Source organism: Latilactobacillus fragifolii, from assembly GCF_905332535.1.
GTDB lineage: Bacteria > Bacillota > Bacilli > Lactobacillales > Lactobacillaceae > Latilactobacillus > Latilactobacillus fragifolii.
The window spans coordinates 48,217-72,610 of record NZ_CAJOCF010000002.1 but is presented as its reverse complement, the minus strand read 5'-3'; the positions used below and the strand labels follow the sequence as shown (position 1 = coordinate 72,610).

The window sequence follows — 24,394 nt, the reverse complement described above, 5'->3', positions numbered from 1 at the left end:
CATGCCACAAAAAACGAAAGAAACGCCAATGATGGCGCAATATCAAAAGGTCAAGGATCAGTATCCGGACGCTTTTTTATTTTATCGCCTCGGTGATTTTTACGAACTCTTTAATGATGATGCTGTCAAAGCTTCGCAATTATTGGAACTCACACTAACTGCGCGGAATAAAAACGCGGATGATCCAATTCCAATGTGTGGGGTACCACACCATGCAGCTCAAAATTACATCGATATTCTAGTTGATCAAGGTTACAAGGTTGCCATTTGTGAACAAATGGAAGATCCTAAAACCGCCAAAGGTATGGTAAAACGGGAAGTCGTGCAGTTGATTACACCAGGAACAATGATGGACGAAAAAGCCGGCCACGCCAAACAAAATAACTACTTAACGGCAGTGGTTTCAGACGGGGAGCAATTTGGATTTGCCTACACCGATTTATCAACCGGTGAAATGAAAGTTAGCCAGATTGCGAGTTTGGATTTACTGCTGAACGAAATGTTGAGTTTGCAAACCAAAGAGGTCGTGATTAATCACGATATCGCTAGCGAAGTGGTGCACGCGTTTGTCCAACAACAAATTCTCGTGTCGTATCAAGAAGATGACGCTGCAACCGCTGAAGTCAGCTTTGTGTCGCAAAATATCGTGCACCCGCTTGAACTAGCCGTCATCAAACAACTGGTCTTGTATTTGGCGACAACGCAAAAACGCCATTTGGGACATCTACAACGGGCGCAAGAATACGAACCATCACAATATTTAAAATTAGACCACTCCGCTAAGATGAACCTTGAATTAACGGCTTCATTGCGCACTGGTCATAAGAGCGGGACATTATTGTGGTTATTGGATGAAACTAAGACGGCAATGGGTGGGCGCTTATTAAAACAATGGTTAGAACGCCCCTTATTGGATTTAAAGGCGATTCAAAATCGGCAACGGCAAGTCGCTAGTTTCATGAATCATTATTTTGAACGAACGAACTTACAAGACGCCCTCACAAAAGTGTACGACTTGGAGCGGTTAGCTGGGCGGGTCGCCTTTGGAAGTGTCAACGGCCGTGATTTAATTCAGTTGAAGACTTCGCTGGAACAAATTCCAACCATCAAAACGATTTTGACGGGGATTAATGACGATCAAACGTTTGACCGGGCCTTAGACCAACTCGATCCAGTCGATGATGTGCGCAACCTCATTGAAACGGCCATCAATCCCGATGCACCGATTTCAGTGACAGACGGTGGGCTTATTCAATCTGGCTATAATCAAACCCTAGATGATTATCGCGATGCGATGTCCAACGGTAAACAATGGTTGGCACAACTAGAAGCTAAAGAACGCGAAATTACCGGAATTCATAATTTAAAGATTGGCTTTAACCGCGTGTTTGGCTACTATATCGAAGTGACGCGCGCTAATTTAGACGCACTACCTGAAGGACGCTATGAGCGCAAACAAACCTTAACCAATGCTGAACGGTTTATTACTCCGGAATTAAAGGCGAAAGAACAACTCATCTTAGAGGCGGAAGAGCGCTCAACCGCGCTTGAATATGAGCTATTCACGCAAGTCCGTGAAACCGTCAAGTTAGAGATTGAACGCCTTCAGACCCTCGCTAAGAGCGTGGCAGCCCTTGATGTGTTGCAAAGCTTTGCCGTAGTCAGTGAAAATTACCACTATGTTCAGCCAACGCTAACAGTTGATAGTCGTGAAATCGACTTAGTGGACGGTCGGCATCCTGTGGTTGAAAAAGTACTCGGTCGGCAAAAATATATTCCTAATGCCGTTCAAATGGGGCCCGATACGGATATGCTCTTAATTACCGGTCCTAACATGTCTGGGAAGAGCACATACATGCGACAACTGGCTTTGACGGTTATTATGGCGCAGATGGGGTGTTTTGTACCGGCTAAATCTGCGCACTTGCCGATTTTTGATCAGATTTTTACACGGATTGGTGCGGCCGATGATTTAATTTCCGGTCAAAGTACTTTCATGGTCGAAATGATGGAAGCTAATCGTGCGATTATGAATGCTACCCAAAATAGTTTGATTCTCTTTGATGAAATTGGCCGTGGGACAGCGACTTATGATGGGATGGCATTGGCCCAAGCAATTATTGAGTACATTCACGACAACGTGCATGCCAAGACGCTTTTTTCAACGCATTATCATGAATTAACTAGTTTGGCTGATTCGTTAACAGCATTGAAAAACGTCCACGTCGGTGCTGTTGAAGAAAATGGCGAGTTAGTCTTTTTACACAAGATGCTTGCAGGGCCAGCTGACAAATCATATGGGATTCATGTGGCTAAATTAGCGGGAATGCCAACGCCCTTATTGAATCGCGCTGATGTCATCTTGAATCAATTAGAAGATAAACCAAAGGCGGCCGTTGCCCCGGCTGCTGAAGCCGTTGAAGAACAAATTTCATTATTTGAACCAGAAGTGCTACCACAAGTTGATTCTAAAGAAGCCCAAGTTTTAGCGGCTGTCAAAGCGTTTGATTTAATGAGCGCCACACCGTTAGAGGCCCTCAATATACTATATAAATGGCAAAAGGAACTAAAATAAGCGTGCGTTTGCAACGCTTCTGAACATTAACTGATTTTACCGGAAGGAGAACGCTAATGGGGAAAATTCATGAACTGTCAGAAATATTAAGCAACCAAATTGCGGCGGGCGAAGTAATCGAGCGCCCAGCTTCGGTGGTCAAAGAATTGGCAGAAAATGCGATTGACGCCAATAGTACGCAAATTGATATTGTCATTGAACAAGCCGGATTGCAATTGATTCAAGTCATTGATAATGGCGATGGTATTGATCCGGAAGATGTACCAACGGCATTTAAGCGGCATGCAACAAGTAAAATTACGACGCGTCAAGATCTTTTCAAAATTCAATCACTCGGCTTCCGGGGTGAAGCGTTAGCCAGTATTGCATCGGTATCTGATTTAACGATTGAAACGGCGACGGCTAATTCATTAGGGACATTTGCGCATTTCAAAGGGGGCGTGTTAGAGGAGCAAAAAACTAATCCGATTCGCCCTGGGACGGCAATTACGGTCCGTGATTTATTTTTCAACACACCAGCTCGTTTGAAATATGTGAAGACGTTCCAAACTGAATTGGCAAACGTCATCGATATCGTCAATCGGTTGGCAATGAGCCATCCTCAGATTGCCTTTACGCTAACTAATGATGATCATCTCCTATTAAAAACGGCGGGGAACAACGATTTACAACAAACAATTGCCGGCATTTATGGCGTAACAATGGCTAAGCAACTGCTACCCATCAGCGCTGAAGATCTTGACTTCAAATTAACCGGTTATGTATCGTTGCCGCAATTAACGCGGGCGAGCCGTAACTATATTTCAGTATTGATTAACGGGCGATATATTAAGAATTATCAATTGAATAAGGCGATTATCAAGGGTTACGGTTCAAAATTAATGGTTGGTCGTTATCCAGTGGTGGTTTTAAATATTCAAATGGATCCCCTGTTAATCGATGTCAATGTTCATCCCACTAAACAAGAAGTGCGTTTGAGCAAAGAATCAGCTTTGATGGCGTTAATTGAAAAAGCAATCCGGGAGCGTTTGAGCACTGAGAACTTAATTCCCGATGCAGTGCAGAATTTAAAACAAACCAAGCCAGTTGATGTTGATCAATTACAAATGGATTTAAACCAAATCACGCGTCAACGGCGCAATGCAACCGGAACGGTCCGGCCGCTTCAGACTCAAACAGTCCCCGATAAGTCGGTTGGGCCTGAAGCCGCTGAGGCGATTGCCGAAACCGAAACACCGCTCAAACAAGAACCGCCGGCCAATCCTAATTTAAACAACCGGCCGATTTTTGAACACCCACAACAATTGGCCCGGTGGGATGAGAAGTATGCCGCTGAGGCGGTCGGTAATCCTTTTGGTGAAGAAGCTGAAGCAGATGATGTGCCAATTGCGCGCTTTCCGGTCCTACGATATATTGGGCAATTGCACAATACATTCTTATTAGCAGAAGGCGAAGATGGATTTTATATCTTAGATCAACATGCCGCTCAAGAACGGATTAAATATGAGTACTATCGTGAAAAAATGGGTGAAGTCAGCAGTGATGCTCAGAACTTATTGGTGCCCCTCGTGTTGGAATACCCTAATAGTGATGCGATTAAGATTCAGGCTCAAAAGGCGCTTCTTGCCGCAGTTGGCGTGCAGCTGGAAAACTTCGGCCAAAATAGTTTTGTTATCCATAGTCATCCGACTTGGATTGCCCAAGGCCAAGAGGAAGCAACGATTCGCGAAATGATTGAAACTGTATTGGAAAATGGCAAGTTAGATATTGCGCATTTCCGTGAGAAAACGGCGATTATGATTAGTTGTAAACAGTCGATTAAGGCGCATCATCACTTAGACGATGCCCAAGCCAAAGCGTTGTTAGTCGATTTAGCCCGGACGGAAAATCCCTTCAACTGTCCACATGGCCGTCCTGTTTTAATTCACTATACCCAAAAAGATTTAGAAAAGATGTTTAAACGGATTCAAGATCCACACCATAGTTGGGAGGGCGAATAATGTTTATCCTAGCATCACAATCACCAAGACGTCGTGAACTTTTACAAAAAGTCGTGTCTGATTTCGATGTCCAACCCGCAGCAATCGATGAACGCCAAGTGCCAATGACGGCACCGGCTGATTATGTGCAGACGTTAGCGCAACTTAAAGGTGAATACATCGCGCAAAAGAATCCGCAGGCAACTGTGCTCAGTGCCGATACTGTGGTCAGTTTCCAAGGAACGATTTATGGTAAGCCGCATGATCGCCAAGATGCAGCTGATATGTTACGGCAATTGAGTGGTGGGACCCACCAAGTTTATACGGGGGTGTGGTTATCGGTTGATGGAAAACGCCGTAAGACAGTGGTCCAAACTGATGTCACATTTTGGCCATTGAGCCGTGAAATGATTGAAACGTATTTAGACACCGACGAGTATCGGGATAAGGCCGGTGCTTATGGGATTCAAGGACAAGGTAGTTTGCTCGTTGAGAAAATCAACGGTGACTTTTACAATGTCGTTGGCTTGCCGATCAGTACGGTGGCCCGCTTATTAACTGCTAAGGCAGGCGACTAATGGTCACGCAAAACATTGCCGTTTATTGCATTCCCCGGTGGGCTTGGCATCCTTTATGCTTTTTGGTTACGGGTTGGTTCATAATTCGGATTTTATGTTACAATTTAACAAGCAAATATACGTTCTCGTAAAGTAGGTAAATTTATGTATGAATATTTAAAGGGTTTGGTGACAGCAGTTAGTCCGTATTATGTCGTTTTAGAGGTTCAAGGTATCGGTTATCAGTTGCAAGTGGCTAATCCATATCGCTACGTTGAATCAACGACGGATATTGTTCAGATTTATGTCTACCAAGCGGTGCGTGATACGGATATCACGTTATTTGGCTTTTACGATTTAGATGAAAAACAAATTTTCCAAAAATTAATCAGTGTGTCGGGAATTGGTCCCAAGAGTGCCTTGGCAATCTTAGCCAATAGCGATCACTCTGGCTTAATCCAAGCGATTATGAACGATGATGTAAGCTATTTGACTAAGTTCCCTGGTGTCGGCAAGAAAACAGCACAACAAATTGTCTTGGACTTAAAGGGGAAACTCGGTGACTTGGAACAAAGTGAAACACTTGCGGGTCAAACCGCAATCGACCTTGGAACACCGGGCGAATCACCGGAATTAAATGACGCCTTGGCGGCCTTAACTGCGCTGGGGTATTCAGCCCGCGAAGTTAAAGCGATTACCAAGGCCTTGGCTGATTTCAATGCGCAAACCACAGATCAGTACTTACGTGAAGGTTTACGCTTGTTAATGAAGAAATAAAGGAGGACGAATGGATGGCAGAAGAACGAATTGTTTCCGCAGAAAATAAAGATTTTGCAGAAACAAGTATTGAAAAGACGTTACGGCCACAAGTCCTCGCGCAATATATCGGTCAAGATCGGGTTAAAAATGAGCTGGCGGTTTATATTGAAGCTGCCAAAAAGCGGGAAGAGTCACTGGATCATGTGTTATTATATGGCCCGCCTGGTTTAGGGAAGACGACGTTGGCGATGGTGATTGCCAACGAACTACACGTGCAAATTCGGACAACAAGTGGCCCGGCAATTGAACGGCCCGGTGATTTAGTCGCGCTGTTAAATGAATTGCAGCCGGGAGATGTATTATTTATCGATGAAATTCATCGTTTACCGAAAGTGGTTGAAGAATTGCTCTATTCAGCCATGGAAGATTTCTACATCGATATTGTGGTCGGGCAAGGTCCAACTGCGCATCCAGTGCATTTTCCGTTGCCACCGTTTACCTTGATTGGTGCAACGACCCGAGCTGGCTTATTATCGGCACCGTTACGGGATCGTTTTGGAATTGTTGAACATATGGCATACTACAATGAAGATGATTTGGTTGAGATTGTTGAACGATCAGCGGATGTCTTTAATATGGCTATTGTTCAAGAAGGCGCCCATGAGATTGCGCGGCGTTCGCGCGGGACGCCGCGGATTGCGAACCGCTTATTGAAACGAATTCGCGATTATGCTCAAGTTGCAGACCAAGCGGCGATCGACCAAGCAATTGCGGATCACGCCCTTAGTCAATTACAAGTTGATGTGCGTGGTTTAGATAGTATTGACCGTAAAATCCTCCAAATGATGATTGACTATTATCATGGCGGACCAGTCGGTTTAAAGACGATTGCAGCCAACATCGGCGAAGAAAACGAAACAATCGAAGCGGTTTACGAACCGTATTTATTACAAATCGGGTTTTTAAAACGGACCCCCCGAGGGCGCGTTGTCACGCCTGCTGGTTATGAACATCTTGGCATTCCCTATTCAGAAAATTAGAAAGAGGTTACACAATGGTTTCTACAGAAGATTTTGATTATAACTTACCAGAAGAATTAATTGCTCAAACACCAATGATTGAACGAGCAGCATCGCGTTTATTGGTGATGGATCACAAAACAGGTGCACTAGAAGATAAGGTTTTCTATGACATTATCGATGAATTAAACCCTGGTGATGCCGTTGTTATGAATAATACACGGGTCTTACCAGCACGTTTATATGGTGTGAAACCTGATACGGGTGGCCATGAAGAAGTCTTGCTCTTAAACAATACGCATGACGATGAATGGGAAGTGTTGATGAAACCAGCACGGCGGGCCAAAGTTGGGACGGAAGTCGTTTTTGGCGATGGTCAATTAAAAGCAGTTGTCACCAAAGAACTTGATCATGGGGGCCGTATGATTGAATTTAAGTATGACGGTATCTTTATGCAAATCCTAGAAGCTTTAGGCGAAATGCCACTACCACCATACATTAAAGAAAAATTAGACGATCCAGAAATGTATCAAACGGTTTATGCTAAAGAACCTGGTTCAGCTGCCGCACCAACGGCTGGTTTCCACTGGACAGAAGAGCTCTTACAAAAAGTGCAAGATAAAGGCATCAAGCTCGTATATTTAACGCTGCATGTTGGTTTAGGGACTTTCCGGCCTGTTTCAGAAGCCAATGTGGAAGATCACAAGATGCACAGTGAGTTCTATCGGCTAACGGAAGAAGCGGCTGCAACATTGAATGAAGTTAAACAAAATGGTGGTCGCATTGTAGCAACTGGAACAACTAGCATCCGGACACTAGAAACAATTGCGACGAAGTTTGATGGTGAACTCAAAGCCGATAGTGGTTGGACCTCAATTTTCATTAAACCTGGTTATCAATGGAAGGCCGTTGATGCTTTCATTACGAACTTTCACCTACCCAAATCAACCCTAGTGATGTTGGTTGCTTCATTTACCGGCCGCGAAAATATCCTAAATGCTTACCAACATGCCGTTGATGAACGGTACCGCTTCTTTAGCTTTGGCGATGCCATGTTTGTAAAATAAATAAACGCAAAATGAGGTGGCAACATTGATGTATTTAAGAAAAGCAACGTTTGCAGACTTATCGCGAATTACCGCGATTATTGAGGATGCAAAGGCTGTTTTAAAAGCACGCCAGATTAATCAATGGCAAGCAGGCGAACCCAACCAAACGCAGTTTGAAGATGAAATTCGGCAAGAATTATGTTACGTCCTGATGGCTGACCAACAGGTGATAGGGGTTGCCTCAATTCTAGCAACTGAAGATCCTAGCTATGCGGCAATTACCAATGGGCAATGGCGTCCTAGTTTTACACCTTATTTTTCAATTCATCGCGTCGCACTTGATAGTACAGTCCATGGACAACATCTCGGGACACAGTTTTTAACCTTATTGGTGACGGCTGCCAGTTTACGAGGCGCCCATGATTTACGCATCGATACCCATCCGGATAATTTAGCGATGCAGCATGTGATTCAAAAAGTAGGCTTTCAATATTGTGGTGACATCTTCATTGCCAATGATCCGTCGCCTAAACGGTATGCTTATCAACTTGTTCTAGAATAAAGTTTAAAAAAGTAAGATACTCAGGTATCTTACTTTTTTTTTGCATTTTTTTGGTAAGCGCTAACAGCGGACATGATCGGATTTTCATTATAAAATGTGAAATCGCCAACATTAAGAGTGTAAGAATTACACTGAAAGCGATTACCGATGCGACTATCGTAGGTCTTGTAAACAAAGGGGGTAGTTTTAAATGACAAGACCAATTCATGTAAATAGCGAAATCGGAAAACTTAAGACGGTCCTACTAAAACGGCCAGGTAAAGAAGTCGAAAATATTACACCTGACATTATGTATCGTTTATTGTTTGATGATATTCCTTATTTACCAACAATCCAAAAAGAACATGATCAATTCGCACAAACATTGCGTGACAACGGTGTTGAAGTGCTTTACTTAGAAAACCTTGCTGCCGAAGCAATCGATGCAGGTGATGTTAAGGAAGCTTTTCTTGATAAGATGCTGAATGAATCACACATCAAGTCGCCACAAGTTCAAGCAGCTTTAAAAGACTACTTAATTAGTATGGCGACATTCGACATGGTTGAAAAAATCATGGCTGGTGTTCGGACCAACGAAATCGATATTAAATCAAAAGCATTGATTGACGTTAGTGCTGATGATGACTATCCATTCTATATGGATCCAATGCCTAACCTATACTTCACACGTGATCCTGCTGCATCAATTGGGGATGGCTTAACTATTAATCGAATGACTTTTCAAGCTCGTCAAAGAGAATCAATGTTCATGGAAGTCATCATGCAACATCATCCCCGCTTCGCCAACCAAGGCGCACAAGTGTGGCGCGACCGGAATCACATTGACCGCATGGAAGGCGGCGATGAATTAATCTTGAGTGACAAAGTCCTCGCAATTGGAATTTCGCAACGGACCTCCGCACAATCCATTGAAGAACTCGCCAAGGTATTATTCGCGAACCACAGTGGCTTTGAAAAAATCTTAGCAATCAAAATTCCCCATAATCATGCCATGATGCATTTAGATACAGTTTTCACCATGATTGATTATGATAAATTTACCATTCATCCAGGTATTCAAGGGGCGGGTGGTGTCGTCGATACTTATATCTTAGAACCAGGCAATAACGACGAAATCAAGATTACAAAACAAACTGATCTTGAAAAAGTTCTGCGCGATGCTTTGGAAGTACCTGAATTAACTTTAATCCCATGTGGTGGCGGGGATGCAGTTGTTGCCCCTCGTGAACAATGGAATGATGGTTCTAACACCCTAGCAATTGCTCCTGGTGTAGTTGTGACCTACGATCGTAATTATGTTTCAAATGAAAACTTACGTCAATATGGTATTAAAGTGATTGAAGTGCCATCAAGTGAATTGTCACGCGGTCGTGGGGGCCCACGTTGTATGAGTATGCCACTTGTAAGAGAAGACTTAAAAAAATAAACAATAAAAAACGAGGTTGATGAACATGACAAATAGCGTATTTCAAGGCAGAAGTTTATTAGCAGAAAAAGATTTTACAAAATCAGAACTCGAATACCTAATCGATTTCTCGTTACATTTGAAGGATTTAAAGAAAAAAGGGATTCCACATCACTATCTTGAAGGTAAAAATATTGCCTTATTATTTGAAAAGAATTCAACAAGAACCCGTTCTGCTTTTACAACAGCTGCGATTGACTTAGGGGCTCATCCAGAATTCTTAGGTAAAAATGATATTCAACTTGGGAAAAAAGAATCAGTTGAAGATACCGCTAAAGTTTTAGGAAGCATGTTTGACGGTATTGAATTCCGGGGCTTTAGTCAAAAAGTGGTTGAAGATTTAGCTAAGTATTCAGGTGTACCGGTTTGGAACGGCCTAACTGACGAATGGCATCCAACACAAATGATTGCCGATTTTATGACGGTTAAAGAAAACTTCGGCAAGTTAAAAGGTGTGACATTAACTTATGTTGGTGATGGCCGTAACAACATGGCTAACAGCTTGTTAGTAACAGGTTCCATGTTAGGGGTTAATATCCACATTGTTGCCCCAGATTCATTACAACCAACACAAGAAGTTCGTGATTTAGCTGAAGGTTACGCTAAAGAAACAGGGAGCAAGAACATGATTACTTCCGACGTTGATGCTGGTGTGAAAGGCTCAGATGTTTTATACACAGACGTTTGGGTTTCAATGGGTGAGGAAGATAAGTTTGAAGAACGTGTCAAATTATTAAAACCATACCAAATCAATATGGATATGGTTAAAAAGACCGGTAACGAAAATATGATTATCATGCACTGTTTACCAGCGTTCCATGATATTGAAACTGAATATGGCAAGAAGATTGACGAACAATTCGGCATTCAAGAAATGGAAATTACTGATGAAGCGTTCAGAAGTAAATATGCCCGTCAATTTGAAGAAGCTGAAAACAGAATGCACTCAATCAAAGCAATCATGGCAGCAACATTAGGCAATTTATTCATACCGCAAGCATAACCAGATTGTAGAAAGGGGCTGGAAAACAAAACTTTGTTTTGTCCCGGCCCCTTTTTTAATTGAAACCACAATTAATCAACAGAAAGTAGGACAAGCTTATGACAAAACGTAAAATCGTCGTTGCATTAGGTGGCAATGCTATCTTATCAACGGATGCCTCAGCAAGTGCTCAAATCAAAGCCGTTAAGGAAACGGTTAAACAATTAGTCGCATTCGTAAAACAAGGCGATCAACTTATTATTTCACATGGTAATGGCCCTCAAGTTGGGAACTTATTGATTCAACAAGCTGCTAGCGATTCTGAAAAGACACCTGCAATGCCCTTGGATACAGTCGGTGCAATGTCTCAAGGTGAAATTGGCTACTGGATGCAAAATGCCTTTAACCAAGTTTTAGCAGAAGAAGGATTGGCTTTAGACGTTGCGACAATCGTGACCCAAACGATTGTTGATGCTAAAGACGAAGCTTTTCAAACCCCAACAAAACCCATCGGTCCGTTTTATACCGAAGCAGAAGCTAAGAAACAACAAAGGCTCAATCCAGAAGCACACTTTGTTGAAGATGCTGGTCGTGGTTGGCGGCGGGTCGTGCCTTCACCACGGCCAATCGGGATTCAAGAAGCACCCGTTATTCAAAAATTAGTTGAAAGTAATGTGATTACCATTTCAGCTGGTGGTGGCGGGGTGCCAGTTGTTAAAGAAGGTAACACACTCAGCGGTGTTGAAGCGGTAATCGATAAAGATTTTGCATCGGAAAAATTAGCTGAATTAGTGGGTGCAGACCTATTCATAATCTTAACAGCTGTGGATAACGTCTACATTAACTTCAACAAGCCAGATCAAAAGAAATTAACAAACGTCGCAGTAGCTGAATTAGAAGATTATATTAAAGACGATCAATTTGCCAAAGGTAGCATGCTTCCTAAGATTCAAGCTGCAATCGAATACGTTAATAATCGTCCTGATAGTAAAGCCATTATCACTTCCCTTGATAACGTGAAGAATTTATTGGCCCATGATGCCGGTACAATTATTACGAAATAAAGACCAAAACAAAGCGAAATTGCAAATTTCGGGGTTGAAAAATGGTTAATTGAATTATTCAAAAGCACTCAGAACCTAATCATAATTGAGTGACGTAATTGAGGAGTGGTTTAAAATGACGGAAGAAAAACCAGCAAAAAAAATTAGCTTATTTGCATTAATTGCATTGGTTATTAGTTCATCTATTGGTAGTGGCGTTTTCGGATTAACATCTGATTTAGCGGGGGCATCCGCACCGGGCCCAGTTTTAATTGCGTGGATCATTGTCGGTTTTGGGATTTTAATGCTGGCATTATCCTTAAATAATTTATTGATGAAAGAACCTAAACTAGAGGGGATTTTCTCTTACGCTGAAAAGGGCTTTGGCCCCTTTGCTGGCTTTGTTAGTGGCTGGGGTTATTGGCTATCAGCCTGGTTGGGAAACGTAGCCTTTGCGACAATTCTAATGAGTGCGTTGGGTTATTTCTTCCCGATTTTTAAATCAGGACAGAATTTACCCTCAATCTTAGTGGCCAGTATTTTATCATGGAGTTTAACGTATTTTGTTAACCGCGGGGTCGAAGGTGCAGCCGCGATTAATACGTTGGTAACAATTTGTAAATTGATTCCATTGTTTGTCTTCATTGTGTTTGGAATTGTGTTATTTAAAGGGCATCTTTTCACACAAGCTTTTTGGAATAATATGAGTAATAGCTTTGTGGCCGGCGATGTGATGAGTCAGATCAAGAACTGTATGATGGTGATGATGTGGGTCTTTGTCGGTATCGAAGGGGCTTCAATGCTATCAGCGCGGGCGGAAAAAAAGTCCGATGCAGGAAAAGCAACGATTTTAGGCTTAGTGAGTTTATTAGCGATTTATATCTTAGCCTCTGTGTTACCTTATGGGTATTTAACACAAAATCAATTGGCAAGCATCAAACAGCCAGCCATGTTATATATTTTTGAACAAATGGTTGGGACTTGGGGCGGCTACTTCATCGGGGTAGGGTTAATTATCTCGATTTTGGGGGCTTGGTTGTCTTGGACCATGTTACCAGCGGAAACGATGCTATTAATGGCAAAGCAAAACCTATTGCCAGCTTATTTCGGGCGCGTCAATCAGAAAAAAGCACCGACATTTGCACTGGTCGTTACAGCAGGATTGATTCAAGTATTCCTTTTTACCCTACTATTCACAACGAAAGCTTATAACTTTGCTTATTCATTATGTACGGCTTCAATTATTGTTTGTTATATGTTAGTAGCAGCTTATCAAATTAAATATTCTTGGGCCCACATTCAAGAAAAGGGGAATCGGCAACAATTATTAATTGGGATTTTAGCCTTATTATTTGAAATTGCCGGCATCTTAATGGCGGGGATCAGTTACTTATTGCTTTGTTTTATTGCCTATATTCCTGGGATTTACTTTTATGGACGGGCACGTAAAAATAACGGGCAACAACATTTCTTATCAAAAAAGGAATGGTTAATCACGGCGATTATTGTCGTGGGTGCAATTGTTGGTATTTGGTTAGTTGTTTCAGGTAAAATTATCATCTAGATATGTTATATTAGAATTAGAGCTTTGGTTACTTTAAGTAAAAGTAATAATTGAGAATACTTTGGGAGCGAAAACCATGATTGCCGCAGATGAATATCCAAGATATATTCAATACTTAAGGACCAGACCTGAATTTATTGATTTTTCAGATGAAGAAATGAACATTCTGATGAACAATATGAAAGTCAAAGATTTTCATAAAGGCCAGGAATTGTTTGATCAAACGGATGAACGTAGCCGCTTCTATTTTGTTGTCAGTGGTCTGGTAAGAGCCGAACGGATGGACAAGAATGATGATTTTACGTTTTATACGTATATTAAGCAAGACTTGGCATTTCCTTATCGGGGGATGTTTACCGATCAATATTATCCTTACACGGCTCGTGCGATGACCGATATTGAGATTGTTTATTTCCCGATGGCAACTTTTGAGCATTTATTACAAAAGAATACCGCTTCAATCGTCAAAGTGGTTCAAGAAATGGGTGCGATTATTAGTGAATCGGAAGATCAAATTCAAAGAATGGTGACCTCTAGTGCGAAACAACGGGTTATTCAAGCTTTAAAATTATTTGAAATTAACTTGGGTGAACCACTTCGGTGTGGCCGCTCATATATCCCGTATCCGATTACCGTGAAGGAATTAGCGACGATGAGCGGGACCACCCGGGAAACGGCAGGCCAAATTGTTAAGCAATTAGCTGCCCAAAAATTACTAAGCTATGAGCATAAAGAGTTTAGGTTTGAAAAAGCTTTTTTTAAAGATGAGTTGGCCTAAAAATTAGGGGTACTGTGTCGCGAAATTAAATTTAAAAACCCATAACAGTCGTTTTCATTTCATGCCGGCTGTTATGGTTTTTTTGTGGCAATGCTTTTAAGCGGTTTGAACTTAAAATGCCGGAGCGTTTGGCATCTGATTCAGAATGACAGTGGTCGTGGTTAGGGCAACGTGGGTTTCACCAAGGGGCTGACCATCTAAAGCGCACACAATGAGCTGTGAACAACTGATCTGGCCTGTTCATATAGCCGTGTTCATTCTGACGGGAGCATGTTAGGCTTGCAAGCTTGAATCTATCCGTAAAATCGCTCGGAGAAATATTGGGTTTTCTTGCTTAATCACTAAAGTCTGATAGAATGAAGCAAGTAGAAATTCTAGAATTGGAGTCGATTAAATGGAACCAGCGATCAAGTATCGTTTAATCAAAAAAGAAAAACATACCGGAGCGCGCCTTGGTGAAATTGTGACACCGCACGGCACGTTTAAAACACCTATGTTTATGCCGGTCGGGACCCAAGCCAGTGTTAAGACAATGGCGCCTGAAGAATTAAAAGAAATGGGGGCCGGGATTATTTTATCGAATACCTACCATCTTTGGTTACGGCCTGGGGAGGACATCGTTGAAAAAGCTGGTGGGCTTCATAAGTTCATGAACTGGGATCGCGGTGTGTTGACTGATTCTGGCGGGTTTCAAGTGTTCTCGCTTGCGAAATTACGTGACATCAGCGAAGAAGGGGTCGCCTTTAAGAGCCATTTAAGCGGCGAAAAATTGTTCTTATCACCGGAAAAAGCAATCCAAGTGGAAAATGCTCTGGGGGCCGATATCATGATGAGTTTCGATGAATGTCCACCATTCTTCGAAAGCTATGACTACGTCAAAAAATCAGTTGAACGGACATCGCGGTGGGCTGAACGGGGGCTGATTGCGCATCAAAATCCAGCTACTCAAGGCTTATTTGGGATTGTTCAAGGGGCCGGTTTTGAAGACTTACGTCGCCAAAGTGCGCATGATTTAGTCGGGATGGACTTCCCTGGCTATTCCATCGGTGGCTTATCAGTTGGTGAATCAAAAGCCGAAATGAATCGCGTGCTCGATTTCACAACCCCGATGTTACCAGAAAACAAACCACGGTATTTGATGGGGGTTGGCTCACCGGATGCCCTAATTGATGGCGTTATTCGGGGAGTCGACATGTTTGATTGTGTGCTTCCAACGCGGATTGCGCGTAATGGGACAACGATGACCTCGCAAGGACGCTTAGTGGTTAAGAATGCGAAATACGCAGAAGACTTCCGCCCATTGGATCCTAAGTGTGATTGTTACGTTTGCAAAAACTACACCCGGGCTTATATCCGGCATCTCATTAAAGCGGATGAAACGTTTGGGATTCATTTGACGAGTTACCATAACTTATACTTCTTGATCAATTTGATGCACCAAGTGCAAGATGCCATCGAGCAAGATGATTTATTGGCCTTCAGAGAAGCATTCTTCGAAGAGTACGGCTATAATGAAAAGAACACCCGGAATTTCTAGTGAATCACTGGAAGTTGCTTGGTAAGTCTGATAGAGTTAGTAGTAGACAAAATTGAAAAGAGGTTTTTTTAAATGACAAACTTTGTATTAGGTGCTGCAGGTTTTAACCCAAGTTTCTTTGTAATTTTAATTTTAATGGTGGCAATGATGTATTTCATGGTCATGCGGCCTCAAAAGAAGCAACAACAAAAGCATCAAGAAATGGTTAACCAAATGAAAAAAGGCGACGCAGTGATCACAATCGGTGGGCTACATGGGGTGATTGATTCTGTTAATACAGATACTAAAATCGTTGTCTTAGATTGTGACGGTGTTTACCTTAAGTTTAACTTAAGTGCCATTCGGACAGTAACCCCAGCTGCTTCTGCAGCAACAACAGCGGTTGAAGAAAAAGGAGACACGTCAGAAGAAGAAACAAAATAATTTAAAATGCGCCCTCAATCGGTTTACGCGATTGAGGGCTTTTTTTGTGCTTTTAATCGTGAAATAATTATCAAAAAGAAACTTTTTTATCGTAAGAACCTTATATAACAAGGTTTTTATTTTGTAACTATCATCACAAAAGTGGTTTACAAATAATGCAAAATGCGCTAAACTAACTTTGTTAAATAAATCACAATAATTAATTGACATGGAGGAAAGCAATATGGTTAAGAAAGCAGCAGTTGAAATGGTTGGAAACACTGTGGATGAAATGATCACGGATTTGGTGACACGCGCACAACGAGCGTTAGCGATTTTGGAAACATTTGATCAAGCTAAAATTGATCGGATTGTTCACCAAATGGCGATTGCTGGGTTAGACCAACATATGACGCTCGCTAAGATGGCGGTCGAAGAAACTGGTCGGGGAATTTATGAAGATAAAGCCATCAAGAATATTTTTGCGACTGAAGAGATTTGGAATGCCATTAAAGATAATAAAACAGTGGGGGTGATTGAAGACGATCCAGAACATGGAATCACTAAAATTGCAGAACCAGTGGGGGTAATTGCGGGGGTAACGCCAGTGACAAATCCAACCTCAACAACCATTTTTAAAGCTGAAATTGCGATTAAAACGCGTAATCCAATCATTTTTGCTTTCCATCCTAGCGCACAACGCTGTTCAGCTGAAGCGTTGAACGTTATTAAAGCCGCAGCGGTTAAAGCTGGTATGCCAGCAGATGCACTCTTATACATTGAAAAACCAAGTATTGCAGCTACCCAAGCCTTGATGAATCATGAAGGGGTCGCAACGGTTTTAGCAACTGGTGGGCCTGGCATGGTGAAGGCGGCTTATTCAACTGGCAAACCCGCGCTGGGAGTTGGGGCCGGAAATGCACCAGCGTATATCGAAGCCTCTGCGAATATCAAACAAGCAGTCAATGATTTAATTCTTTCAAAATCATTTGATAATGGCATGATTTGTGCTTCTGAACAAGCAGTGATTGTCGACGCAGAAATCTATGCGGCAGTGAAGAAAGAATTCCAAGCTCAGGGGGCTTATTTCGCTAAATCAAGTGAACTACCGGCACTCAATGACGCGGTCATCGATCCCGATAAGAATGCGGTACGCCCTTCAATTCCAGGACAATCCGCTGCTAAAATTGCCAAACTAGCTGGTATTGATATCCCGGAAGAGACACCAGTTTTAATTGCTGAAATTAAAGGTGTTGGCCATCAATATCCACTCTCGCATGAAAAGTTATCACCCGTACTAGCAATGATTAAAGCCAAAGATCGCGAAGATGGTTTACAACTTTGTGAAGCAATGCTAGAGCTTGGTGGCCTTGGACATACGGCTTCGTTGCATACAACTGATGAAGATTTACCGCTTGAATTTGCCAAACGAATGAAAGCCTGCCGTGTTTTAGTGAATACGCCGTCAGCACAAGGTGGGATCGGTGATCTATACAACGACATGTTGCCATCATTAACCTTAGGCTGCGGCTCATATGGGCATAACTCAATTTCTCACAACGTTTCAACGGTTGACTTGTTAAACGTGAAGACCTTAACTAAGCGACGTAACAACATGCAATGGGTGAAGTTACCTAGCAAAATTTATTTTGAAAAAAATTCAGTGAACTATTTAGAAAAAATGGCGGATTTGCATAAGGTTTTTATCGTCGCTGATCAAGGCATGATTGACCTAGGTTACGTGCAAATTGTTGAAGACGTATTGGCCCGGCGCACTGATCAAGTGCAAGTTCAGGTCTTTGCCGATGTTGAACCGGATCCATCGACTGATACCATCTACAAAGGTGCTGAAGCCATGAAACGCTTCAAACCTGATACAATTGTTGCCATTGGTGGGGGTTCAGTAATGGATGCGGCTAAAGGAATGTGGTTATTCTATGATTCAGAAGATGCCGACTTCTTTGGTGCCAAGCAAAAATTCTTAGACATTCGAAAACGGACTTACAAGTTCCCCAATCTTGACCGGACGAAACTAATCTGCATCCCAACGACTTCAGGAACTGGTTCTGAAGTCACGCCGTTTGCGGTGATTACCGACAGTCAGACCCACATCAAATATCCATTGGCTGATTATGCCTTAACACCAGATGTTGCAATCGTGGACAGTCAATTCATCGAAAGTGTGCCACCACGGGTTGTGGCCCACACCGGAATGGATGTTTTATGCCACGCCACCGAAAGTTACGTATCAGCGATGGCGTCCAATTATACAAAAGGGCTCAGTTTACAAGCTATCAAATTAGTGTTTGATAACTTACAAGCGAGTTATGCGGGCGATAAGACTGCTAAAGCTAACATGCACGATGCGTCAACGATGGCGGGAATGGCGTTTGCCAATGCGTTATTAGGCATCAACCACTCGATTGCCCATAAACTCGGTGGAGCATTCAATTTACCCCACGGTTTGATGATTGCCATTACAATGCCCCATGTCATTCGTTATAACGCCAAGACCCCAACTAAACGGGCACTGTGGGCCAAATATAATTATTTCAGAGCTGATGAAGATTATGCTGAAATTGCACGTTATCTTGGCTTGCCGGGTAAAACAACTGAAGAATTGGTGGCCGCTTATGCAGAGGCTGTGACCGCACTGGCCGAAAGTATCGGTATCAAGATGCGGTTGCGGGATAACGGTGTGACAAAGGCTGAATTTGACCGGCACGTTGATGATTTAGCCGAACTAGCATACGAAGATAATTGTACGGTAACCAATCCCAAAGAACCGTTGATTAAAGAATTGAAAGACATTCTCGAAGCAGAATTCTAGTAAGTAACCCAGTTAATTGGTTAAAATAAACGTATCGAGAAGATCGAGCGTAAATTGAAGGTGGTAGACTGAAACAAATTGGTCTACCACCTTTTTTGTTGCTTAAAACAGATTAATTTTTTACTATATTAAGGGACTAAATTGAAACTTGATGGTATGAAAATTTTGCCAAATAAGGCATAATAGAGAGTAGACATTCATTTAGTTCAGGGATAACTGGGAAAAGTTTGTCGACAAACTTGATTAAGGATCGGGATGGCAATGACACCCAATAAAGAAGACTATTTAAAAATTATTTTTGAACTTGGTGGCGACGCAAAAAAAGTTACCAATAAGGAAATACTAGCGGGATTGAACGTTTCGGCGGCATCAGTCACGGAAATGGTCAATAAGTTAGTGAAGGAAAATTACGTCAACCACACACCTTACCAAGGGATTCAACTAACAAGTGAAGGCGCCCGCGAAGCAGCTCTATTAGTGCGCAATCATCGGTTATGGGAAGTTTTTTTAGTCGACAAGTTACACTATCAATTCAATACGGTGCATCCAGAGGCCGAGCAACTGGAGCATGTCACTAATCATGATTTAGCTGAACGGTTGGCTGATTTTTTGGGCCATCCAACGCGGTGCCCACACGGTGGGATTATTCCCAATGCCAAAGGCGAATTCGAACAACAAAGTCATATCGCACTGGCAACCTTACAAGTGGGTGAATCGGCGATTATCGATCGGGTATTGGATGATAATGACTTATTAAAATATACACTGGAAATCGGCTTATCAGTCGGTGACAGTGTAACATTACAAAAGGTTGGCCTCTTCGAAAGTCCGTTGACCGTTTTTAATCATACGAGTCAAACCGAAATCCAAATTGGCCTCAAAGCGGCACAACACATTTTTGTGACGCCACAAAATTAATTTATATGAAAGTGGTGTGAGATATGCACACAGATTCAGCAGCACTCTTTATTATTTTTGGTGGTTCCGGGGACTTAGCCCAACGGAAATTATACCCCGCATTATTTAATTTATACCGGAAAGGTTATTTAAAAGAACACTTCGCTGTCATTGGGACCGCGCGTCGGCCATGGACAGATGAACACTACCATGAAATTGTCATGGCGGCTTTGGACAACTTTGATGAAGATCAAGCGACCAAAGAGGCTTTTGTAGAGCATTTCTATTATCAATCACATGATGTGACGGACGCTAAGCACTATGAAACTTTAAAGGCTTTAGCAAGTCGGCTGGACGAACAATATGATTTACAGCAAAATCGCATTTATTACATGGCAATGTCACCGCGGTTCTTCGGGACAATCGCAAGTCACCTTGGGTCAGCAGCACTCCTAACCGCAGATGGCTTTAACCGTTTGATTATCGAAAAGCCATTTGGGCGCGATTATGACAGTGCTAAGGCGCTTAACCAAGAATTGACGCAAACCTTTGATGAAGACCAAATCTATCGGATTGACCACTACCTTGGTAAAGAAATGATTCAAAATATTGTGGCTTTACGTTTCGGAAATGGGCTATTAAGCGGTGTCTGGAATAATCAATTTATCGATAACGTTCAAATTACGCTGGCGGAATCGGTCGGGGTTGAAGAACGCGCCGGTTACTACGAAACATCAGGGGCCTTGCGCGATATGTTCCAAAACCATATCATGCAAGTCATCGGGATGTTGGCAATGGAAGTGCCGGTGAACTTCTCTGCCGAAGATGTTCAGCGTGAAAAAACGCGTCTTTTCAGAAGCATTCAACCTTACTCACCAGCGGAAATCAAGCAAAACTTTGTGCGTGCGCAATATGCTGAAACCATGGTCGACGGGGAAAATAAACCAGGATATCGCCAAGAAACGAATGTCGCGCCTGATTCACAAACCGAAACATTCGTTGCTGGCAAAGTCATGATTGATAACGAACGTTGGTGTGGCGTCCCGTTTTATGTCCGGACGGGTAAACGATTGGCCCGTAAAGAAACCCAAATTAATATCGTCTTCAAGAAGACTGGCGTGAATATTTTTGCAGATGATAAAGCTGATCGTTCAGCGATGGCGCCAGATGTCTTAACAATTTATGTAGAACCAGAACAAGGTTTTTCATTAACGATTAACGGTAAAGAAGTCGGTCAAGGGTTTGCGTTGAAACCCGATCAATTGACTTACCAATATGATGAACAAATGCTGGCTGATAGTCCGGAAGCTTACGAACGTTTGATTTTAGAAGCGCTCAATGGGGATGGCACGAACTTCACGCATTGGCATGAACTAGCCGCTTCATGGCAATTTGTTGATGCGATTCGCGAAGTCTGGGATGCGGATCAAACACCGCTACCAAGCTATGCCATTGGTTCAATGGGTCCACAAGAAGCCACAGATTTATTGGCAACAACGGGCGCCAAATGGATTTTTGATCCAACCCAAAATAATGAATGAAACAAGTAAGCAAAGTCTGTGCATGAGGTCTTCATGCCAGGCTTTTCTTATTGAAAGAAGTGCGTTAATTCGCGGTTAGCCTTTGAGCATTTGCCTAACCAGACGGATAAGCGCCAAGGGCGATTATTTGGCTGATGTAGCAAAGCACAGAAGGTTGCGAATTAAAAGCACGTTAAAGAAAGAAGTGCGTTAATTCGTGGTTAGCCTTTGAGTATTTACCTCACTTGACGAATTGGCGACAAAATCGCCGCTTTGGCAAGTGAGGTAAAGCGGAAGAAGTTGTTGATGAAACACGTTGAAAAAATCAAGGAGGGGTAAAATGGCGGAGCTGTTCAAAATGCCTTTGGAAAATGATACGAGTCGCAAAATTATTCATATTGATATGGACGCATTTTACGCATCGATTGAAGAGCGCGAACAGCCCGAATTACGCCACAAGCCCCTCGTGATTGCTCGTAATCCAAGTGACACTGGTGGGAAGGGGGTCGTGACAACCGCAAACTATGTGGCGCGCCAGTATGGCGTGCACTCGGCAATGAGTGCGCAAAAAGCGGCTGAACTAATTCCTAATCACCAAGCTGTTTTTAAGGCGCCCAATTTTCCACTTTATCAAGCGGTTTCGGAGCAGATTCACACAATCTTTCATACGGTAACCGATAAGATTGAACCGGTTGCCTTTGATGAAGCGTACCTCGATGTCACCGAGAATAAACTTGGGTTGGCGCACACAATTGATGTGGTTGCCTATATTCAAAAAGAAATCCTTAAAGAAACCCAACTCGTCAGCTCAGCGGGGATTTCGTATAATAAATTTTTGGCAAAGATGGCCTCGGATTACCGCAAGCCGGCTGGACGGACACTGGTTTTACCGGAACAAGCGATTGCTTTTTTAAGTCGCTTACCAATTGAGAAATTTCGCGGAGTCGGTAAGAAAACTGCGCCGCGCATGCAGGAACTCGGTATTATAACGGGGGCGGACTTACTAGCGCAATCGGAAATGATGTTGATGCAAAATTTTGGTAAGCTCGGCTACGGCTTATACCGCCATGTGCGCGGTATCGATAACCGGCCGGTCGCTTATCAACGTGAACGTAAATCTATCGGTAATGAGAATACTTACGGGCAACCACTCATTAGTGAAGAGCAGGTACAAGTTGAGCTGAAAAAATTGGCAATTGAACTCGAACGACGATTGCGTAAAAATCAAAAACACGGTTTGACAGTTGTTTTAAAGGTACGAAATCGACAATTTGAAACCATTACTAAGCGTAAAACATTTAATGAATATGTCGGTAAAGCAGCGGAACTCGAAGCAATTGCTTGGGAAATTTGGCAAACTATCGGCCATGCAGAAGATGGTGTTCGCCTGCTCGGGATTACGGTCACTAATTTGGCACCGCAAACATTCGAGAATATTACGTTACCGTTATACGATTGGGAGCGGGAATAGTTGAGTTTCCTTTGTTTTTGTGTACTAAAACCGATATACTATTAATAACTATGTAATTCTGATAAAGGGTGGTGGCATTGAGTGGCAACTAAGCATGATCAAATTTTAATGTATATCGAAAACTTACCGATTGGTGACAAGATTTCGGTGCGCTCAATTGCCAAAACACTCTCGGTAAGTGAAGGAACAGCTTATCGCGCAATTAAAGCGGCGGAAAATAATGGCCTCGTTAGTACAATTGAACGGGTTGGGACCATCCGTATTGAACAGAAGTTAAAGGGGAAGATTGAAAATCTGACCTTCGAAGAAATTGTTCAAGTAATTGACGGCGAGGTTCTTGGTGGCCAAGCCGGCTTAGCTAAGTTATTGGATAAGTTTGTGATTGGTGCGATGCAAATCGATGCCATCACACGCTACATTACGCCGAAGTCACTGATGATTGTTGGTGATCGGACGGATGTGCAACGCTTAGCACTTGAAAATGGGGCTGCCGTTCTAATCACCGGTGGTTTTGGGACTTCGGCGGACGTCATTGCATTGGCCAACGACTTGGCCTTACCAATCTTACAAACCGCCTATGATACCTATTCAGTGGCGGCATTGATTAACCGGGCTTTGACGGATCAATTAATTAAAAAAGAAATCACAACAGTGGCTGATATTTACCACCCACTTGCTGAAATCCATACGTTACGTGCTAATCAAACGGTGGCTGACTATAAGCAATTGAGTGCGGCGGTAAAACAATCGCGGTTTCCAGTTGTTAACGAACATATGCGGCTTGTTGGGATTGTGACGGTGAAGGATATTTTAGATAAACCGGCCACCATGACTTTGGATAAAGTCATGACCAAGGAACCTGCGAGTGTTAAAAAATATATGAGTGTTGCTAGCGTGGGCCATTCAATGACTTGGAATAGTTTAGAAGTCATGCCGGTGGTGGCCGACAATTTAGAACTAGAAGGGGTAATTACTCGCCAAGATGTCATGAGTAATATGCAAACGGCGCAACGCCAACCGCAAGTCGCAGAGACATTTTATGATCAGATTGTCGAGCCACTGCGCCCTAGTGAAACGGTTCCAGATTTTTATACGGCGGCATATGAATATGAAGTGACGCCACAGATGACGAATAACTTAGGCACAATTTCGTTTGGGGTATTGACCGAAGTGGTTTCGGCAGCGTGCCAACAGATGCTCCAGGCGCAACACCAGCGCTATTCAATGATTGAACAGATCAATCTTCATTACTTACGGTTGATTCAAATCGACACGCAGATTCAGATTTTACCGCGCTTGCTTGAAATTGGACGGCGCTCAGCTAAAATTGATGTCGATGTTTATGCCAATCATGTGATTGTGGCTAAGGCTATCGTCACCGGCCAACTCTTAGAAAGAGGTTAAT

At 42.7% G+C, this 24,394-nt stretch carries 19 protein-coding genes; all 19 read left to right on the top strand.

What is annotated here, in order from left to right; all coding sequences use genetic code 11:
* Window position 1: 1 nt before the first annotated feature.
* The 19 genes from mutS (at window position 2) to J7Q78_RS03025 (ending at window position 24,393) form a co-directional block, all read left to right on the top strand.
* Window positions 2-2,575 carry a DNA mismatch repair protein MutS gene (mutS, locus tag J7Q78_RS03115; protein ID WP_208422845.1) on the top strand — a complete coding sequence of 858 codons (2,574 nt, stop codon included), beginning with the start codon at window positions 2-4 and terminating at the stop codon, window positions 2,573-2,575.
* Window positions 2,576-2,631: 56 nt separating this feature from the next.
* Window positions 2,632-4,575, top strand: a complete 1,944-nt coding sequence (mutL, locus tag J7Q78_RS03110; RefSeq protein ID WP_208422844.1) for a DNA mismatch repair endonuclease MutL — start codon at window positions 2,632-2,634, stop codon at window positions 4,573-4,575.
* Window positions 4,575-5,132, top strand: a complete 558-nt coding sequence (locus J7Q78_RS03105) for a Maf family protein (protein ID WP_208422843.1) — start codon at window positions 4,575-4,577, stop codon at window positions 5,130-5,132. The genes mutL and J7Q78_RS03105 overlap by 1 nt, the downstream gene beginning before the upstream one ends.
* A gap of 144 nt (window positions 5,133-5,276) precedes the next feature.
* On the top strand, window positions 5,277-5,888 hold the full coding sequence (ruvA, locus tag J7Q78_RS03100) for a Holliday junction branch migration protein RuvA (protein ID WP_208422842.1): 612 nt from the start codon (window positions 5,277-5,279) through the stop codon (window positions 5,886-5,888).
* Between the two features lie 14 nt (window positions 5,889-5,902).
* The gene (ruvB, locus tag J7Q78_RS03095; protein ID WP_208422841.1) at window positions 5,903-6,910 is read left to right on the top strand and encodes a Holliday junction branch migration DNA helicase RuvB; all 1,008 of its coding nucleotides are present in this window, start codon (window positions 5,903-5,905) and stop codon (window positions 6,908-6,910) included.
* Between the two features lie 14 nt (window positions 6,911-6,924).
* Window positions 6,925-7,956, top strand: a complete 1,032-nt coding sequence (gene queA / locus J7Q78_RS03090) for a tRNA preQ1(34) S-adenosylmethionine ribosyltransferase-isomerase QueA (protein WP_154243235.1) — start codon at window positions 6,925-6,927, stop codon at window positions 7,954-7,956.
* A gap of 28 nt (window positions 7,957-7,984) precedes the next feature.
* Entirely contained in the window at window positions 7,985-8,500 is a 516-nt protein-coding gene (locus tag J7Q78_RS03085) for a GNAT family N-acetyltransferase (RefSeq protein WP_208422840.1), read from the top strand.
* Between the two features lie 190 nt (window positions 8,501-8,690).
* Complete coding sequence (gene arcA / locus J7Q78_RS03080; RefSeq protein ID WP_208422839.1) at window positions 8,691-9,926, top strand: arginine deiminase; 1,236 nt, start codon at window positions 8,691-8,693, stop codon at window positions 9,924-9,926.
* 25 nt (window positions 9,927-9,951) lie between these two features.
* A complete protein-coding gene (gene argF, locus J7Q78_RS03075; RefSeq protein ID WP_154243238.1) occupies window positions 9,952-10,968 on the top strand; it encodes an ornithine carbamoyltransferase in 1,017 nt (338 codons plus the stop codon).
* 98 nt (window positions 10,969-11,066) lie between these two features.
* The gene (arcC, locus tag J7Q78_RS03070; protein ID WP_154243239.1) at window positions 11,067-12,011 is read left to right on the top strand and encodes a carbamate kinase; all 945 of its coding nucleotides are present in this window, start codon (window positions 11,067-11,069) and stop codon (window positions 12,009-12,011) included.
* 115 nt (window positions 12,012-12,126) lie between these two features.
* Window positions 12,127-13,554 carry an arginine-ornithine antiporter gene (arcD, locus tag J7Q78_RS03065; protein ID WP_154243240.1) on the top strand — a complete coding sequence of 476 codons (1,428 nt, stop codon included), beginning with the start codon at window positions 12,127-12,129 and terminating at the stop codon, window positions 13,552-13,554.
* A gap of 76 nt (window positions 13,555-13,630) precedes the next feature.
* A complete protein-coding gene (locus J7Q78_RS03060) occupies window positions 13,631-14,332 on the top strand; it encodes a Crp/Fnr family transcriptional regulator (RefSeq protein WP_154243241.1) in 702 nt (233 codons plus the stop codon).
* A gap of 394 nt (window positions 14,333-14,726) precedes the next feature.
* The gene (gene tgt, locus J7Q78_RS03055; protein WP_154243242.1) at window positions 14,727-15,869 is read left to right on the top strand and encodes a tRNA guanosine(34) transglycosylase Tgt; all 1,143 of its coding nucleotides are present in this window, start codon (window positions 14,727-14,729) and stop codon (window positions 15,867-15,869) included.
* A gap of 72 nt (window positions 15,870-15,941) precedes the next feature.
* Complete coding sequence (gene yajC / locus J7Q78_RS03050) at window positions 15,942-16,292, top strand: preprotein translocase subunit YajC (RefSeq protein WP_154243243.1); 351 nt, start codon at window positions 15,942-15,944, stop codon at window positions 16,290-16,292.
* A gap of 223 nt (window positions 16,293-16,515) precedes the next feature.
* Window positions 16,516-19,101 (top strand): bifunctional acetaldehyde-CoA/alcohol dehydrogenase, encoded by a 2,586-nt coding sequence (gene adhE, locus J7Q78_RS03045; RefSeq protein WP_208422838.1) that lies wholly within the window; start codon window positions 16,516-16,518, stop codon window positions 19,099-19,101.
* Window positions 19,102-19,362: 261 nt separating this feature from the next.
* Window positions 19,363-20,019 carry a metal-dependent transcriptional regulator gene (locus J7Q78_RS03040; protein ID WP_173011599.1) on the top strand — a complete coding sequence of 219 codons (657 nt, stop codon included), beginning with the start codon at window positions 19,363-19,365 and terminating at the stop codon, window positions 20,017-20,019.
* Window positions 20,020-20,042: 23 nt separating this feature from the next.
* Complete coding sequence (gene zwf, locus J7Q78_RS03035; protein WP_154243246.1) at window positions 20,043-21,539, top strand: glucose-6-phosphate dehydrogenase; 1,497 nt, start codon at window positions 20,043-20,045, stop codon at window positions 21,537-21,539.
* Between the two features lie 319 nt (window positions 21,540-21,858).
* Window positions 21,859-22,989, top strand: a complete 1,131-nt coding sequence (gene dinB, locus J7Q78_RS03030) for a DNA polymerase IV (RefSeq protein WP_208422837.1) — start codon at window positions 21,859-21,861, stop codon at window positions 22,987-22,989.
* An 81-nt stretch (window positions 22,990-23,070) separates the two neighbouring features.
* Window positions 23,071-24,393, top strand: a complete 1,323-nt coding sequence (locus tag J7Q78_RS03025; RefSeq protein WP_154243248.1) for a DRTGG domain-containing protein — start codon at window positions 23,071-23,073, stop codon at window positions 24,391-24,393.
* Window position 24,394 lies beyond the last annotated feature (1 nt).